The organism is Ancalomicrobiaceae bacterium S20 (assembly GCA_040269895.1).
GTDB classification, from domain to species: Bacteria; Pseudomonadota; Alphaproteobacteria; order Rhizobiales; family Ancalomicrobiaceae; genus Methyloraptor; species Methyloraptor flagellatus.
Genome location: CP158568.1, coordinates 1,871,885 through 1,887,334, shown reverse-complemented (window position 1 = coordinate 1,887,334; position 15,450 = coordinate 1,871,885). Strand labels below are relative to the sequence as shown.

At 68.3% G+C, this 15,450-nt stretch carries 11 protein-coding genes; 8 read left to right on the top strand and 3 right to left on the bottom strand.

Annotated elements, in window-relative coordinates; genetic code table 11:
* Positions 1-45: 45 nt before the first annotated feature.
* The 4 genes from ABS361_08660 (at position 46) to ABS361_08645 (ending at position 6,666) form a co-directional block, all read left to right on the top strand.
* Positions 46-1,134: an OpgC domain-containing protein gene (locus ABS361_08660; protein ID XBY46275.1), complete on the top strand. Its 1,089-nt coding sequence runs from the start codon at positions 46-48 to the stop codon at positions 1,132-1,134.
* A complete protein-coding gene (locus ABS361_08655; GenBank protein ID XBY46274.1) occupies positions 1,104-1,946 on the top strand; it encodes an SGNH/GDSL hydrolase family protein in 843 nt (280 codons plus the stop codon). Before ABS361_08660 ends, ABS361_08655 begins: the two co-directional genes overlap by 31 nt.
* Before the next feature lie 297 nt (positions 1,947-2,243).
* A complete protein-coding gene (locus ABS361_08650; GenBank protein ID XBY46273.1) occupies positions 2,244-5,027 on the top strand; it encodes a valine--tRNA ligase in 2,784 nt (927 codons plus the stop codon).
* 856 nt (positions 5,028-5,883) lie between these two features.
* A complete protein-coding gene (locus ABS361_08645) occupies positions 5,884-6,666 on the top strand; it encodes a tetratricopeptide repeat protein (GenBank protein ID XBY46272.1) in 783 nt (260 codons plus the stop codon).
* Positions 6,667-7,215: 549 nt separating this feature from the next.
* Here ABS361_08645 and ABS361_08640 read toward each other — a convergent pair.
* From ABS361_08640 to erpA, 3 genes are all read right to left on the bottom strand, one after another.
* Positions 7,216-7,683 carry a hypothetical protein gene (locus ABS361_08640; protein ID XBY46271.1) on the bottom strand — a complete coding sequence of 156 codons (468 nt, stop codon included), beginning with the start codon at positions 7,681-7,683 and terminating at the stop codon, positions 7,216-7,218.
* Between the two features lie 119 nt (positions 7,684-7,802).
* The gene (gene xth, locus ABS361_08635; GenBank protein XBY46270.1) at positions 7,803-8,582 is read right to left on the bottom strand and encodes an exodeoxyribonuclease III; all 780 of its coding nucleotides are present in this window, start codon (positions 8,580-8,582) and stop codon (positions 7,803-7,805) included.
* A gap of 148 nt (positions 8,583-8,730) precedes the next feature.
* Positions 8,731-9,084 carry an iron-sulfur cluster insertion protein ErpA gene (erpA, locus tag ABS361_08630; protein ID XBY46269.1) on the bottom strand — a complete coding sequence of 118 codons (354 nt, stop codon included), beginning with the start codon at positions 9,082-9,084 and terminating at the stop codon, positions 8,731-8,733.
* 249 nt (positions 9,085-9,333) lie between these two features.
* Here erpA and ABS361_08625 point away from each other — a divergent pair, with 249 nt between their 5' ends.
* From ABS361_08625 to nagZ, 4 genes are all read left to right on the top strand, one after another.
* Complete coding sequence (locus tag ABS361_08625) at positions 9,334-10,614, top strand: deoxyguanosinetriphosphate triphosphohydrolase (GenBank protein ID XBY46268.1); 1,281 nt, start codon at positions 9,334-9,336, stop codon at positions 10,612-10,614.
* A gap of 91 nt (positions 10,615-10,705) precedes the next feature.
* Positions 10,706-12,469 (top strand): arginine--tRNA ligase, encoded by a 1,764-nt coding sequence (gene argS, locus ABS361_08620; protein XBY46267.1) that lies wholly within the window; start codon positions 10,706-10,708, stop codon positions 12,467-12,469.
* 78 nt (positions 12,470-12,547) lie between these two features.
* Entirely contained in the window at positions 12,548-14,317 is a 1,770-nt protein-coding gene (locus ABS361_08615; protein XBY46266.1) for an SPOR domain-containing protein, read from the top strand.
* Positions 14,318-14,427: 110 nt separating this feature from the next.
* A complete protein-coding gene (nagZ, locus tag ABS361_08610) occupies positions 14,428-15,447 on the top strand; it encodes a beta-N-acetylhexosaminidase (protein ID XBY46265.1) in 1,020 nt (339 codons plus the stop codon).
* The last annotated feature ends 3 nt before the right edge of the window (positions 15,448-15,450 follow it).

Below are 15,450 nucleotides of genomic sequence, written 5' to 3'. Positions count from 1 at the left end.
CGTTCATCTGACTGGTGCGTTGTTTGTGCTGGCCGGAGAGCAACCATGGCGATGACGAAGAGAATCGATGCGATCGATTTCTGGCGGGGTCTGGTCCTGCTGATCATCTTCGTCAACCATATCCCGGGCAACGTGCTCGAATTCGTCACGCCTCGGAACTTCGGCTTCTCTGACTCGGCCGAAGCCTTCGTATTCCTGTCCGGTCTCTCGGTCGTGCTCGCCTACGGCAACCGCTTCCTGTCGCAGAGTGCCGACAAGGCGTCGGTGCCGGTGCTGAAGCGCGCGCTGCGGCTCTATGTGACGCACCTCGTGCTGACCTTCCTGGGTCTGGCTCTGGTCGGCGCTGCCTTCCTGGTCACCCACGCCGACGATCTGATCCACGACTACGGCCGCGCCGCGTTGATCTACGATCCGTACCGCGCGCTCCCGGCGATCTTCGCGCTGTCCCACCAGATCGGCTACTTCAACATCCTGCCGCTCTATGTCGTGCTGATGCTGGCCGCGCCGCTCTACCTGATGGTCGGCATGCGCAACCGCTGGGTCATGCTGGGCGGGGCGGCGACGCTCTATCTCGTTGCGCGTGTCTTCGATATCAACCTGCCGACCTGGCCGGCCGACAGCGGTTGGTACTTCGATCCGCTCTGCTGGCAGTTCATCTTCGCGATCGGCATGTTCATCGGCTTCACCATCCGCGCCGAGCCGATCCCGTACAACCGCGTGCTGTTCTGGATGGCGGCCGTCTACGCGGTCGTGGTCGCCTTCGTCGTGTCGAACGTGTTCGGCACGATGCCCGGGCTGGTCGACCATGTCGGTACCTACCTGGATTGGAGCAAGACCGACCTCGGTACCATCCGGATCATCGACTTCCTGGCCCATGCCTATTTGCTGGCTCATCTTTCCCTGACGGCCAAGCTGAAGAGAACGCCGATCTACGCGCCGGTGACCTTGCTCGGACGCAACTCTCTGTTTGCCTTCTGCTCGGTCAGCCTGCTCAGTGCTCTCGGACAGATTCTGAAGCAGACTTGGCAGGACTCGGTGTTGTTCGATATAGTGTTCGTCGGCGCGGGCATTTACGCACTGTGCTGGATGGTGAACCGACTCGAATGGCAACGACTCTCGCCGGCTTCCCGCTGACAGCGCGTACGCGTCTCTCCAAGTTTTTCACGACCTTCGGCTTTCTCCTCGCGGTTTTCGCCGCGGGGACGGCCTTGACCGGCGCACCCGTGCGGGCCGAGGAGGCCGAGCCGGCGCCGGATCCGATGTGTCTGCCCAAGACGTTCTCGCTCCGCACCGGCGGCGCGATGGAGCGCACGGCCGATCGGCTCGCCCGCCGCATGGGCTTGAAGGTGCTCGCTATCGGCTCCTCGTCGACCGAGGGCATCGGCGCGTCGAGCCCGCAGAAGAGCTACCCGGCCCAGTTGGCGGTCGATCTCGGCGCCCGCATGCGCAGCGTGAAGGTCGATGTCCGCAATGCCGGCATCGGCGGCGAGACCATCGACAAGACGATCGTCCGCCTCCAGCTCGAGCTGGAGCGCTACAAGCCCGATCTGGTGATTTGGCAGGTCGGCACCAACGATGCGATCACGGCCGGCAACAGCGAGGCGCAGTTCCGTACCCTGATCGAGTCCGGCGTGCGCGCGACGCGTTCGCGCGGCGTCGACATGATCCTGATCGACCCGCAATATTTCCCCAAGATCGCCGATGTCGGCCGCTATGAACGCTATGTCGGCGTGGTCAAGGCGACGGCGGAGGAGAACCACATCGGCCTGTTCCCGCGCTATCGGCTGATGAAGGCGATCGATGCCCAGGTCGAGGGCGGCGGCGGCATCATGCCCTTGTTGTCGAAGGACAGTTTCCACATGGGCGACCGCGGCTACGCCTGCCTCGCCGACCTGCTCACGAACCAGATCATGCTGTCGGTCGCCCAGACCGCGCGCGTGCACTGACGAGCGGCTTGGAAATCCGATCGTGTTCGACGCCGGCTCCCCGCGAGCCGGCGTTTTGCATTCGAGCCAGACGGGCGTCCGCGCCTCGAGAGCGCGTCGGGTCGGGCGACCGGTCCGATCGGCGGCTCGGCCTTGCGCGGAACACTCGAGCCATGCGCGCTCAAGCGCTTGGCCGCGGTCCAATGCGGTTGACAGCGCCCGAGCCCTCTGCCTTATCGGACCCCTGACTTTCGGCCGGGCTTCCCGTGGGCCACGGGCGCGTGAGCCGGCGCACTCCTGATAGAATCCGGATCGATCATGTTCGAAGACAAGTTCAAGGCGGCCGAGTTCGAGCCGCGCATTTCCGCCGCTTGGGACGCCGCCGGTGCCTTCAAGGCCGGTGCGGGCGCCAAGCCGGGTGCCGAACCCTACACGATCGTGATCCCGCCGCCGAACGTCACCGGCTCGCTCCACATGGGCCACGCGCTCAACAACACGCTGCAGGACATTCTGATCCGCTTCGAGCGTATGCGGGGCAAGGACGTGCTCTGGCAGCCGGGCACCGACCACGCCGGCATCGCGACCCAGATGGTCGTCGAGCGTCAGATGATGGAGCGTCAGGAGCCGGGCCGTCGCGCGATCGGCCGCGAAAAATTCCTCGAGAAGGTCTGGGCCTGGAAGGCCGAATCCGGCGGCACGATCGTCAACCAGCTGAAGCGCCTCGGCGCCTCCTGCGACTGGTCGCGCGAGCGCTTCACCATGGACGAGGGCCTGTCGCGCGCCGTGCTCAAGGTCTTCGTCGACCTGCACGCCAAGGGGCTGATCTACCGCGACAAGCGGCTGGTGAACTGGGATCCGAAGCTCCTCACCGCGATCTCGGATCTCGAGGTCGTGCAGGTCGAGGTCAAGGGCAACCTCTGGCACTTCCGCTATCCGCTTGCCGACAGCGTCACCTATCAGCATCCGATCGCCTTCGACGAGGCGGGGGCGCCGACCGAGTTCGAAACCCGCGACTACATCGTCGTGGCGACGACGCGCCCCGAGACCATGCTCGGCGATACCGGCGTCGCGGTGAACCCGACCGACGAGCGCTACACGAGCCTGATCGGCAAGGACGTCGTGCTGCCGCTGGTCGGCCGCCGGATCAAGATCGTCGCCGACGACTACTCCGACAAGGAGAAGGGCACCGGCGCGGTCAAGATCACCCCGGCACACGACTTTAATGACTTCGAGGTCGGCAAGCGCAACGGGTTGGCCATGATCTCGGTCATGAACGAGGAAGCGGCCATTGTTCTGAAGGACAATGAGGACTTCCTCGCCGGCGTGCCGGCCTCCGCCGAGCTCGACGCGACCATTGCGGCGCTCCACGGCCTCGATCGCTTCGTCGCGCGCAAGGCGGTGGTGAAGGCGATGGAGGAGCGTGGCCTGCTCGACAAGATCGAGCCGCACACGCACATGGTCCCGCATGGCGACCGCGGTAACGTGCCGATCGAGCCCTATCTGACGCTGCAGTGGTACGTCGACGCCGCGACGCTGGCCAAGCCCGCGATCGCCGCAGTGCGCGAGGGCCGCACCAATTTCGTGCCCAAGAACTGGGAGAACACCTACTATCAGTGGATGGAGAACATCCAGCCCTGGTGCGTGTCGCGCCAGCTCTGGTGGGGCCATCAGATCCCGGCCTGGTACGGCCCGGACGGCGAGGCCTTCGTCGCCCTGTCGGAGGCCGATGCCGCCGCCAAGGCGAAGGCGCATTATGGCGCCGACGTCGAGCTGAAGCGCGACGAGGACGTCCTCGACACCTGGTTCTCCTCGGCGCTGTGGCCGTTCTCGACGCTCGGCTGGCCGGATGCCACGCCCGAGGTCGCGCGCTACTACCCGACCAGCGTGCTGGTGACCGGCTTCGACATCATCTTCTTCTGGGTCGCCCGGATGATGATGATGGGCATGGAGTTCATGAAGGACGCCGACGGGAAGCCCGTCGAGCCGTTCAAGGACGTCTACATCCACGCCCTCGTCCGCGACGAGAAGGGCGCCAAGATGTCGAAGTCCAAGGGCAACGTCATCGACCCGCTGAACCTCGTCGACGAGTACGGCGCCGATGCGTTGCGCTTCACGCTCGCCGCCATGGCCGCGCAGGGCCGCGACATCAAGTTGTCGACCAAGCGCGTCGAGGGCTACCGCAACTTCGCGACCAAGCTCTGGAACGCCGCCCGCTTCGGCGAGATGAACGGCTGCGTCAACGTCGACGGCTTCGAGCCGGCCGGCGCCAGGCTGACGGTCAACCGCTGGATCGCGGTCGAATGCGCGCGGGCCGTCGAGGCGGTCACCGAGGCGATCCTGGCCTACCGCTTCAACGACGCGGCCGCGGCGGCCTATCGCTTCGTCTGGGACACGTTCTGCGACTGGTACGTGGAACTGGCCAAGCCGATCCTGCTCGGCGACGATCAGGCGGCCAAGGACGAAGTGCGCGCGACCTATGCGGCGATCTTCGACGAGGCGCTGAAGCTGCTGCATCCGTTCATGCCCTTCATCACCGAGGAGATCTGGGCCAAGACCGCCGAGGTCGCAGGCCTTCGCCGTCCAGCCATGCTGGTGCTGACCGAATGGCCGAAGGCCGGCGCGACCACCGGCGACGCGGCCGACGAGATCAACTGGCTGATCGGCATCATCTCGGAGATCCGCTCGGTGCGTTCGGAGATGAACGTGCCGCCGGCGACCCAGATGCCGCTGGTCGTGGTCGGCGCCTCGGCGACGACGCGCGGCTGGGCCGAGACCCATGGCGCGGCGATCCAGCGTCTGGCACGCCTGTCGGAGATCGGCTTCGCCGACGCCGCGCCGCGTGCCTCGGCGCAGATCGTGCTCGGCGAGGCGACCTTCTGCCTGCCACTCGAGGGCGTCATCGATCTCGGCGCCGAGAAGAGCCGCCTCGACAAGGAGCTGAAGAAGCTCGACGACGAGGTGAGGCGCATCGACGCCAAGCTCGGCAACGAGGCCTTCGTCGCCAAGGCGCCGGAAGAGGTCGTCGAGGAGAACCGCGAGAAGCGCGAGGAATACCGCGCCCGCGCCGAGAAGGTCCGCGAGGCGCTCTCGCGGCTCGTCTGACGCCATGCCGAGGTCCGGAGAGGCGCGGCTCGCGCCCCTCTCGTGACCTGCAGCCGCATTCCGGATGCCGCGACAAGCGATTTGCTGCCGAACCGCCGAGCAAGACCTGGCGCGCGAACATCGCTCGCGCGCCGCAAGGGCGCGCCTCGGCCTTTGAGCCGCGTCCGGTCCCTGGGGCGCGTCGAGACCGTGTGCGCCGCGACACGTGTCGATGGGCGTAGACCGCCGCGCCGAAACAATGTGACGTCGGTGCAACACGGTCTTTCAATGAATTTCGTCTAAGGTTTCACCCGTCCGATCCGCCGCCATTCGGTCACAAAGTACGCCGAGCGTGCAGCCTGTCCGAAAAGCGGGCGGAATTCTGCGGGACGACCTTCGTTCGACCGCCGATCCTCGGGACGGATGACGATGCTGGAGCCGGCAAGTGTCATCCGATGGGGCCGAGAGGATCGCGAGGCGTGTCGAACCGACCGGTGCCAGATGTCTGGCATCGATCGAGCGTCGTGTCGCGGCAGACCGGTCGGGATCGGGCGGGGGAGCCGGGCGGCGTCGCGAGAATGCGGCGATGGACGGGGTCGAGTGTAAGGTCTGACGCGTTGGCGCGGTCGTGACATGCCTCGGCCCTACTGTCGCCGAAAACCGGATGCACAACCTTCGAGCAACCCTGGAAACGGAAGTCGTTCGGCCGGCAGGCCCGATCTGCCGACGCGCGCCTGCGCGTCTGTCGGGCCCCGCACGAGCGGGCGTTGGGGGCGTGTGGGGCGGCCGCGATCCAAAGGATCCGCCGTCGAGGTGATGAGAAGCGATGCGCGTGGTCGGGTGTCTCAGGACTGGACTTCTGGCGACCATATTCGGATTGGGATTCGCCGCGGGCTATAGCACGGCCTACGCGCTCGACCCTGCGTCGACGACCCGATCCCCCGCGGCCGCGGCGTCTCCCGTCGACGCGTTCCGCAATGGCACGCGTCTGTTCTACGAGGGCGACAAGAAGGCCGCCATCGAGCAGCTGCGCCGCGCCGCCGAGAGCGGTCATCCGATCGCGCAGTGGAAGCTCGGCCGCATCTACCAGATGGGCGACGGCGTTCCCGCGAACGATGTGAAGGCCTTCGAATATTACAATCAGGTCGCCAACAGCCACGCCGACGATGCGCCGGGTTCGCCCGAGGCCGCCTTCGTGGCGAGCGCCTTCGTCGCGCTCGGCTCCTACTACCTGAACGGCATCAAGGACACGGCGGTCAAGCCGAATGTCGACAAGGCGCGCGACATCTTCACCTATGCCGCGTCCTATTTCGGCGACCCGGATGCCCAGTACAATCTCGGCCGGCTGTATCTGGAGAGTGCCAACGAGCGCGATCCGAAGCAGGCCGCGCGCTGGCTGCGCCTCGCCGCCAAGAAGGGCCATTCCGCCGCGCAGGCGCTGCTCGGCCAGCTGCTGTTCGTCGGCGACGACGATGTGCCGCGCCGCTCGGTTCAGGGCCTGATGTGGCTCACGATCGCCCGCCAGACCGCACCGCAGGGCCGTGGCGACGAGTGGATTCGCGAAGCCCAGGAACAGGCCTTCTCGGTCGCCAGCGAGCCGGAACGCCGTCAGGCCGTCACCCTGGCGCAGGAATGGATCGCCAAGAGCGGCAGCCCGTGAACAGCGCCCGATGAAAGGGCCGCGTGGCAGGGACGCGAAGGCGGTTCGGCTCGACCGAGGTCGCTCGAAGACCCGAGCCACGGCGTCCGCGTGACAGGATCGATCTCGATTTGAATCATGAAGGCGAGCCAATCTCTTGGCTCGCCTTTTTCATGTCTTGTTAATCCGTCTGATGAATTCGGGTCGGTGGTCTGGGTCGGTTCGACTTCGACTCGAAGAAATCTGAATCAGCTCAGACTCTTATGTCGTTAGCGTCGACTCTTCGACTCGGATCGAAAAGCCCCGTGCCACGTCCGGCGGGAGAGCTCGCCTCCAACCCGGATGTTGCGCGGCATCGCCCGACACCCCCCTCGCGACGCGGACGCCTCCCGACCGGCGCCGCGACATGAAATTCGCTCGGAACCCCGCCGAAATGCCGTTCGAGATCGCATCGTCCCGGCGGTCGTACCGCGGCGATCGGTGATATCCGGCGCCGCGACGGATCTGCAGGACATGCGAGTCCCGAGGGTTCGGATTCGACTCGAAGTAGACGTTCAAAATGCCGTAGAGTCAGAGTGTTGGAGGCGTTTCCGGACTCTGTTTCTCATTCACTTGAAGTGCGCCCGCACGGGCGGTGCGATCCCGGCGCGGCGACAGATGCGCCACCGGCTCGCAGCGCTCCTTCGTGTAGGCCCAGGACGTGTTGTTGAGCGCCATTGCGCAGCGCGCCAGCCGCGGACCGTCGGGCGACGGCAGACAGGTCGTCTCGCCTTGATGGAACAGCCGCCCGCCCGGACCACGACAGGTACAATCGGGATCGGCGGTCGCCGGCGTCGGGCCCGCCGCAAGGAGCAGGGCGGCGATCAGCGCCGGGCGCCAGCCGAGCGATCGCAGGTCATGGTGGGCGTTGGGGCGAATGCTGCGGACGAAACCGCCTGCAGCCGCCAGCGCGACCGGAGGTCGGGCGGCGGTGGAGCCAAGGACGGAAGGCCGGTGCGACCGGCCACAGGGCGCGTCGTCTGCCATGCCCGCGAGCATAGCACGGTGGCGGCGCACGCGTCAGAGGCGGCCGCCGATCTCCCGACGTCTGGAGCCCGGCCAGATTCGGCGGGCTTGCGCTGGCGCGCGCGAAGCCGCCGGTCCGGTCATGCGAAACGTCAGAGCGCCAATTCGACCACGACCGGCACGTGATCCGACGGCTTGTCCCAGCCGCGCACATGGCTGTCGATGTGGACGCCGACCAGAGCATCGGCCGCCTGGGGCGACAGCAGCACGTGGTCGATGCGGATGCCGTCGTTCTTCTGGTAGGCGCCGGCCTGATAATCCCAGAAGGTGAACACCTGAGCCTCGGTGGTCGCGCGCACCGCATCGGTGAAGCCGAGCGCCAGCAGTCGCCGGTAGGCCTGCCGGCTCTCCGGCTGGAACAGCGCATCGCCGAGCCAGGCGTCGGGTCGGCGCGCATCGATCGGGTCTGGGATGACGTTGTAGTCGCCCATCAGCACGAACGGCTCCTCGTAGGCGAGCCGCTCGGCGGCATGCTGCTCGAGCCGGCGCATCCAGGCGAGCTTGTAGGGAAACTTCTCGGTGCCGAGCGGATTGCCGTTCGGCAGGTAGAGCCCGCCGACGCGCAACACCCGCGGCCCGACCGAGACCACCGCCTCGATGTAGCGCGCCTGCTCGTCGGTCGGGTCGCCGGGCAGGCCGCGCGTCACATCTTCGAGCGGCAGCTTCGACAGGATCGCGACGCCGTTGAAGCCTTTTTGGCCGTGGGTCGCGACATTATAGCCGAGGCTCTCGATCTCCAGCCGCGGAAAACCCTCGTCGACCGACTTGATCTCCTGCAGGCAGACGAGGTCGGGCGAGGCCTCGCGCAGCCAGGCGGTCAGCGCCTCGATGCGCGCCTTGACGCCGTTGATGTTCCAGGTCGCGATCTTCATCGGTCAGGCTCGTCGGCGGGGCAGGGCGGAGACACGCGGGAAAGCGTGCGGGACCGGCACCATAGGGCGGTTCGCGCCGCCGGTCACGCCGTCCGGGCGCCGTCACGGCCGCTCGTGCACAGATCGCTGGCCGCGTCCGGCCCGGCGATCAGACCGAGAAGCTGGTGCCGCAGCCGCAGGTAGCCGTCGCGTTCGGGTTCTTCACCTGGAACGACTGGCCCATCAGATTGTCGACGAAGTCGATCTCCGAGCCCTTGATGTAATCGACCGAGACCGGATCGATCAGCACGGTCGCCTCGTCACGGGTGATGACGATATCGTCCGCCTCGCGCGCAGTGGTCAGTTCGAAGCCATAGGAAAAGCCCGAGCAGCCGCCGCCGGAGACCGAAACGCGCAAGACCGTGCCGGGCGCTTCCTTGGCCGCGATCTTGGCGATGCGGCGCGCGGCGCGCTCGGTGAGGGTGAGGGGCGAGAGGCCGGCGTCGAGCGTCGCGGCATCCATGGGATGGCTCCTTAGTCGGTCCGCCGCCGAACGTCGTCGGCTGGACATGGAAAGCATGCCTGATAGTTAAGTCCGCGCGCGGCCGGGTCAATGCGCTTCGACGGCTCGGTGCCGCATGGCGGGGGCGCGCAGGCGGGCAGGGCCGTCGGCACGCCGAGCCCGGCGGTTCAGGCTTCGGCGGTTCAGGCTTCGGCGGTTCGGGCGCCGGCGGTTTGGGGCGGCATCGTGGGATCGAGTGGAGGAAGACCGATGGGCGACGACGCGCCGAAGGATGGAACCGGCACGGCACGCGAGGCCGCCGCCGCGATCCGCGCGCGCATCGGCCTCGGCCGTGAGCCGCGCGCGGTCTTCGCCGTCGACCCGGACCACTCGCGCGGCCGGCTCGTCGCCGAGCCCGAGAGCCCGACCCGCACGCCGTTCCAGCGCGACCGCGACCGCATCGTGCACTCGACCGCGTTCCGCCGTCTCGCCCATAAGACGCAGGTCTTCATCTATCACGAGGGCGATCATTTCCGCACGCGGCTGACCCACACGATCGAGGTCGCCCAGATCGCCCGCGCGCTCGCCCGTGCGCTCCGGCTCGACGAGGATCTGGCCGAGGCGGTCGCGCTAGGCCACGATCTCGGCCATACGCCGTTCGGCCATGCCGGCGAGCGTGCGCTCGATCGTGCCATGGCGCGCTGGGGCGGCTTCGATCACAACGCCCAGACCCTGCGCATCGTCACCAAGCTCGAACGCCGCTACGCCGGCTTCGACGGGCTCAATCTCGCCTGGGAGACGCTGGAGGGCCTCGTCAAGCACAACGGCCCGCTCGCCGATCCGCAAGGCCGGCCGCTGCCGCACCATGGCGTGACGCCGGCCGAATTGCCTTATCCGATCCGCGACTACGGCCGTTCGAACGACCTGTGGCTCTGGAGCCAACCGAGCATCGAGGCGCAGATCGCGGCGGTCGCCGACGACATCGCCTATGACGCCCACGACATCGACGACGGCCTGCGCGCCGGTCTGATCGATCTCGATGCGCTCGAAGAACTGCCCTTGGTCGGCCCGGCGCTGCGCGAGGTGCGCGAGCGCCATCCGGACCTGTCGCGGCCGCGCGTGGTGCAGGAAGTGACGCGCCGCGTCATCACCCGTATGGTCGAGGATGTCATCCGCGAGGCACTGCGGCGCCTCGGCGACGCCGAGCCGGAGAGCGCCGATGCGGTCCGCCGGCTGTCGGGCCCGATCGCGACGTTCTCCGAAGAGGTCGCCGCCGCCGACAAGGCGATCAAGGCCTTCCTCTATCGCCACGTCTACCGGTCCGAGCCGGTCATGGAGGTCATGCGCGCGGTCGAGCAGGTGGTCGAGGAGCTGTTCGCCCGCTTCTTCGAGGATCCGGCCGCGATGCCGACGGAGTGGTGCGCCGGGCTCGATCCGACCGACGAGGCCCAGCGCGCGCGCCGGATCTGCGACTACATCGCCGGCATGACCGATCGCTTCGCCGCGCTCGAACACGGCCGATTGTTTGACGCTACTCCGGTTTTGCGTTAGGCCCCGCGTCCGACGCATTCCCGGGCTGGTCCCGGCGGTGGACGGCTCCCGCACGAGCTCTCGCGGTATCTGCAGAAACGGCCTCAACCCCATGAATATCTTTGCGGACTTCACCTCGCGTGTGCTCGCCGCCATCGATCGCCTCGGCTGGAAGGCGGCAGACGGGTCGGCGCTCGACACGACCCGCGTGCTGGTCGAGCCGCCTCGCGATGCCTCGCACGGCGATCTCGCGGTCAACGCCGCCATGGTGCTGGCGAAGCCCATGGGGCAGAACCCGCGCCAACTCGCCATCGCGCTGATGGGCGAACTGGCGACCGATCCGGACGTCGCCGAGGTCGAGGTCGCCGGTCCCGGCTTCATCAATCTGCGCCTGAAGCCGGAGACCTTCGCGACGCTGCTCGGCGCGATCCTCAATGCCGGCGCCGATTTCGGCCGCTCGACCATCGGCGGCGGCCGCAAGACCAACGTCGAGTACGTCTCGGCCAATCCGACCGGCCCGATGCACGTCGGCCATTGCCGCGGCGCCGTGGTCGGCGACGCGCTGGCGAATCTGCTCGCCTTCGCCGGCCAGAACGTGACCAAGGAATATTACATCAACGACGCCGGCGGACAGATCGACGTGCTCGCCCGCTCCGCCTTCCTGCGCTACCGCGAGGCGCTCGGCGAGACGATCACGATCCCGGAAGGGCTCTATCCGGGCGACTATCTCGTGCCGGTCGGCGAAAAGCTGAAGGCCGACCATGGCGACAAGCTGCTCGCGCTGGCCGAGGCCGCGTGGCTGCCGATCGTCAAGCCGGTCGCGGTCGCGATGATGATGGACATGATCCGCGCCGATCTCGCCGCGCTCGGCGTCACCCACGAGGTGTTCTTCTCCGAGCGCACGCTGCACGATCGCGCCTCCGGCACGTCCTCGATCGACGAGATGATCGAGGATCTGCGCGGCCGCGACCTCGTCTACAACGGCCGCCTGCCGCCGCCGAAGGGCCAGCTGCCGGAGGACTGGGAGGACCGCGAGCAGCTGCTGTTCCGCGCCTCGGCCTATGGCGACGACACCGATCGGCCGCTCGCCAAGTCGAACGGCGACTACACCTATTTCGCTGCGGACGTCGCCTATATGCGCGACAAGTGGCGTCGCGGTTTCGAGGAGATGATCTTCATCCTCGGCGCCGACCACGGCGGTTACGTCAAGCGCCTCGAGGCGGTCGGCAACGCGATCTCGGCCGGCAAGGCCAAGGTCGTCGTCCGGCTCTGCCAGCTCGTAAAACTGTTCCGCGCCGGCGAGCCGGTGAAGATGTCGAAGCGCTCGGGCGACTTCGTCACGCTGCGTGACGTGGTCGAGGAAGTCGGCTGCGATGCCGTGCGCTTCATGATGCTCTACCGCAAGAACGACGCGCCGCTCGACTTCGACTTCCAGAAGGTCACCGAACAGTCGAAGGATAACCCGGTCTTCTACGTACAGTACGCGCATGCGCGCTGTCGCTCGGTGTTCCGGCAGGCGGCGGCGGACGTGCCGTCGATTGCGCTCGATCGCGCCAGCCTCGCCGCCACGCCGCTCGACCGGCTGACTGATTCGGGCGAGATCGCGCTGATCAAGCGCCTCGCGGAGTGGCCGCGCATCGTCGAAAGCGCTGCGACGGCTCACGAACCGCACCGGATCGCCTTCTATTTGTATGAACTGGCGAGCGAGCTCCACGGGCAGTGGAACCGAGGCAAGGACTTGCCGCAATTACGGTTTATTAACGTTGACGACCCATTGTCGTCTTCGGCCCGATTGGCAATGGTCGATGCCGTTGCGTTGGTACTCGCGTCCGGGCTCGCTATATTGGGCGTGAACGCGCCTGACGAAATGCGGTGACGGTTGCGGCTTCGGGTGTCGTGTTCAGTGCATGGGCCGCGGGAGCGTTCCATGCGGCACCGGAGGAAGTCTGGTTCGATGCCCGAGAAGCTTCAGCATGTCGCCGCCGCGCGTGTCGCGGGAGGGGCGGCTCCGGCCGGTCAGGTGACGGGCGGGATGCCGGAGGCGGAGGATCCGCTGGTCGAACTGGCGCGGATCGTCAGCGAAGGGGCGGCCTATCCGGTCCGTCCCGAACCGCGCAGTGGACAACGTCGTCCCGTGACCGCGCAGCCCATGCCTCAACAGTTGACCGAACTCGAAGCCGAGCTCTTCAATGAGCTGCGCGCCTCGGTCGGTCCGGCACAGGCGCGCTCGGCGCGCACCGCCGAACATGCGCCGGAGGGCGAACCCGTGCAGCGTCAGGCCCCCAATCTCCGTGTTGCCGCGTCGCGTGACGCGCCACAGAACTATGCGCCGTCTTCGGCCGGTCATCCGGGCTACGCGCAGCCCGGCCACGGCCAGAGCGGCGTTGCCGCCGGCAGCTACGATCCGGCCTTCGATCAAGGCTACGATGACGGCGTCGACGGCCGCGCGCCGCACACCGCCTCGGTGCATGTGCACCCGGCGGTCGCGCACGCCGCGCCGCGCTCGCCCTATGCCGATTTCAGCCGCGACGACATCGCTGCGGCTGCCTATGAAGCCCGGCCGCATGCCTCGCTCGAGGAGGCCCTGCCGGGCCACTCCGGCCGCCAGGTGCGCGCCGCCGCCAAGAACGCCCGCAATGGCCAGCGCATCGGCGTCGGTCTGGTCGCGGCGCTGGTCGGCCTCGTCGCGGTCGGCGGTGTCGGCTATGCCGGCTGGCGCATGTTCGCGCCCTCGCTCGGCGTCGGCGGCGCACCGGTGACGGTGCATGCCGACGGCAAGCCGATGAAGGTCGTGCCGCCGCCGGGCAAGGCGGTCGCCGACAACACGCCGTCGCTGAAGCCGGATGACGGCAGCGGCGCATCGAAGATCGTGCGCCTGCAGGAAGATCCGGTCGATGCCGTCAAGGGCAAGACCGCCGACGGCCAGGACGTGCGCGTCATCGCGCCGGGCGGCGTGGGCGTCAACGACCAGCCGCGCCATGTGAAGACGGTCATCGTGCGCCCGGACGGCACGGTCGTCGGCGATGCGCCGAAGCCGCCGCGCACCGCGCTCGCCGATCCGGCCACGCCGCCCGCCACCCAGGCTCCGGCGCTGCCGCCGGTGGCCCATGTCCCCGCGGCCCAAGCGCCGGCGCGCCCGTCGGCGACCGCCGACATGCCATATCCGCCGAACCCGCTGGTCCAGGTTCCTGCCGCGCAGGCTCCCGCTGCCCAGGCGCCGACTGCGCCGCAGATCACCACGATCAAGCCGGTCGTGAAGCCCGCGCCGGCCCCGACCGTGGTCGCCACCACGCCGGTGCAGCCGGCCCAGCCGCGCCCGGTGCAGCTGCAGCCGGCCCCGGCTGCGGCTCCGACCACGACGGCCGGTGCGCCGATCGCGCTCGGCCCGGTCGGCCCGACGCGTCTCGCCGCCGCGCCGCCGGCGGCCGCGCCTGCCACGACGGCCTCGACCCAGCCGGTCTCGATCACCCCGCCGGCCGGCGCCGGCGACTTCCTGGTCCAGATCGCCGCAACCGGTTCCGACGCCGAGGCCAAGCGTGCTTTCGCCGAGGCGCAGCGCAAGTATCCGGTGCTCGGCGGCCGTTCGCTGGTGGTCCAGCAGGCCGACGTGAACGGCAAGAGCTATCACCGCGTCCGCGTTTCCGCCGGCTCGCGCGACCAGGCCGTCGCGCTCTGCGAACAGCTGAAGTCGGCGGGCGGCAGCTGCATGGTGGTCAAGCGCTGACCTGTCCGGACCGCGCGCGATCGATCAACGACGAGACCGCCGGCCGCCCCCGGCGGTCTTTTCACGACAGCCGCCGCTCGGGCCGTCCCGAAACGGCGCGGAGACCCGCGATGACCGTATCCGCCTTCATCTCCGGCTGCGCCGGCCCGACGCTCTCCGAGGACGAGATCGCCTTCTTCCGGGAGGCGCGACCCTGGGGCTTCATCCTGTTCAAGCGCAATTGCGAGACCCCTGAGCAGATCGCGGCGCTGACGCGCGCGCTGCGCGATGCGGTCGGCCGGCCCGAGGCGCCGGTGCTGATCGATCAGGAGGGCGGCCGCGTCCAGCGTCTCGGGCCGCCGCATTGGCCGGTCTATCCGGCCGGCGCGGTCTACGGCGCGATCCACGCGAAGGATCAGGCCAAGGGCCTGCGCGCCGCCACGCTGGGCGCACGGCTCATTGCCCACGATCTGCTCGCGCTCGGCATCGACGTCGACTGCCTGCCGGTGCTCGATGTTCCCGTGCGGGGCGCCCACGACGTGATCGGCGCACGCGCCTATGGCCGCACGCCGGAGCCGGTCGCCGCGATCGGCCGCGCGGTCGCGGAAGGCCTGCTCGCCGGCGGCGTGCTGCCGATCGTCAAACACATGCCCGGCCACGGCCGCGCAGGCGTCGACAGCCATCTGTCGCTGCCGCACGTCGCGACCGACCGGGCGACGCTGTCGCAAACCGATTTCGCGCCGTTCCGCGCCAATGCCGACCTGCCGATGGCGATGTCGGCCCATGTCGTGTTCGAGGCGATCGATCCGGACGCGCCCGCGACGCAGTCCGCGCCCGTCATCGCCGATGTGATCCGCGGCGAGATCGGCTTCGACGGCTTGCTGATGACCGACGACCTCGGCATGGAGGCGCTGTCGGGCACGCCGGCGGATCGGGCGCGCCGCTCCCTCGACGCCGGCATCGACATCGTGCTTCATTGCAACGGCAAGCTCGACCAGATGCGCGCGGTTGCCGAGGTGGTCGGTCCGCTCGACGGCATCGCCGCCGATCGCGCGGCCCGCGCGCTGACCTGGCGCCGCGTGCCGGCACCGCTCGACGAGCCGGCCGCGCGGGCGGAACTGGCCGAACTTCTCGCGCTCGCAGATGCGTGAGTC

What these genes read in the sequence shown, in the direction of transcription:
- ABS361_08660 (XBY46275.1), top strand. Translation starts at nt 46, where the DNA reads ATGGCGATGACGAAGAGAATCGATGCGATCGATTTCTGGCGGGGTCTG.
- ABS361_08655 (XBY46274.1), top strand. Translation starts at nt 1,104, where the DNA reads ATGGCAACGACTCTCGCCGGCTTCCCGCTGACAGCGCGTACGCGTCTC.
- ABS361_08650 (XBY46273.1), top strand. Translation starts at nt 2,244, where the DNA reads ATGTTCGAAGACAAGTTCAAGGCGGCCGAGTTCGAGCCGCGCATTTCC.
- ABS361_08640 (XBY46271.1), bottom strand. Translation starts at nt 7,683, where the DNA reads ATGCTCGCGGGCATGGCAGACGACGCGCCCTGTGGCCGGTCGCACCGG.
- xth (XBY46270.1), bottom strand. Translation starts at nt 8,582, where the DNA reads ATGAAGATCGCGACCTGGAACATCAACGGCGTCAAGGCGCGCATCGAG.
- erpA (XBY46269.1), bottom strand. Translation starts at nt 9,084, where the DNA reads ATGGATGCCGCGACGCTCGACGCCGGCCTCTCGCCCCTCACCCTCACC.
- ABS361_08625 (XBY46268.1), top strand. Translation starts at nt 9,334, where the DNA reads ATGGGCGACGACGCGCCGAAGGATGGAACCGGCACGGCACGCGAGGCC.
- argS (XBY46267.1), top strand. Translation starts at nt 10,706, where the DNA reads ATGAATATCTTTGCGGACTTCACCTCGCGTGTGCTCGCCGCCATCGAT.
- ABS361_08615 (XBY46266.1), top strand. Translation starts at nt 12,548, where the DNA reads ATGCCCGAGAAGCTTCAGCATGTCGCCGCCGCGCGTGTCGCGGGAGGG.
- nagZ (XBY46265.1), top strand. Translation starts at nt 14,428, where the DNA reads ATGACCGTATCCGCCTTCATCTCCGGCTGCGCCGGCCCGACGCTCTCC.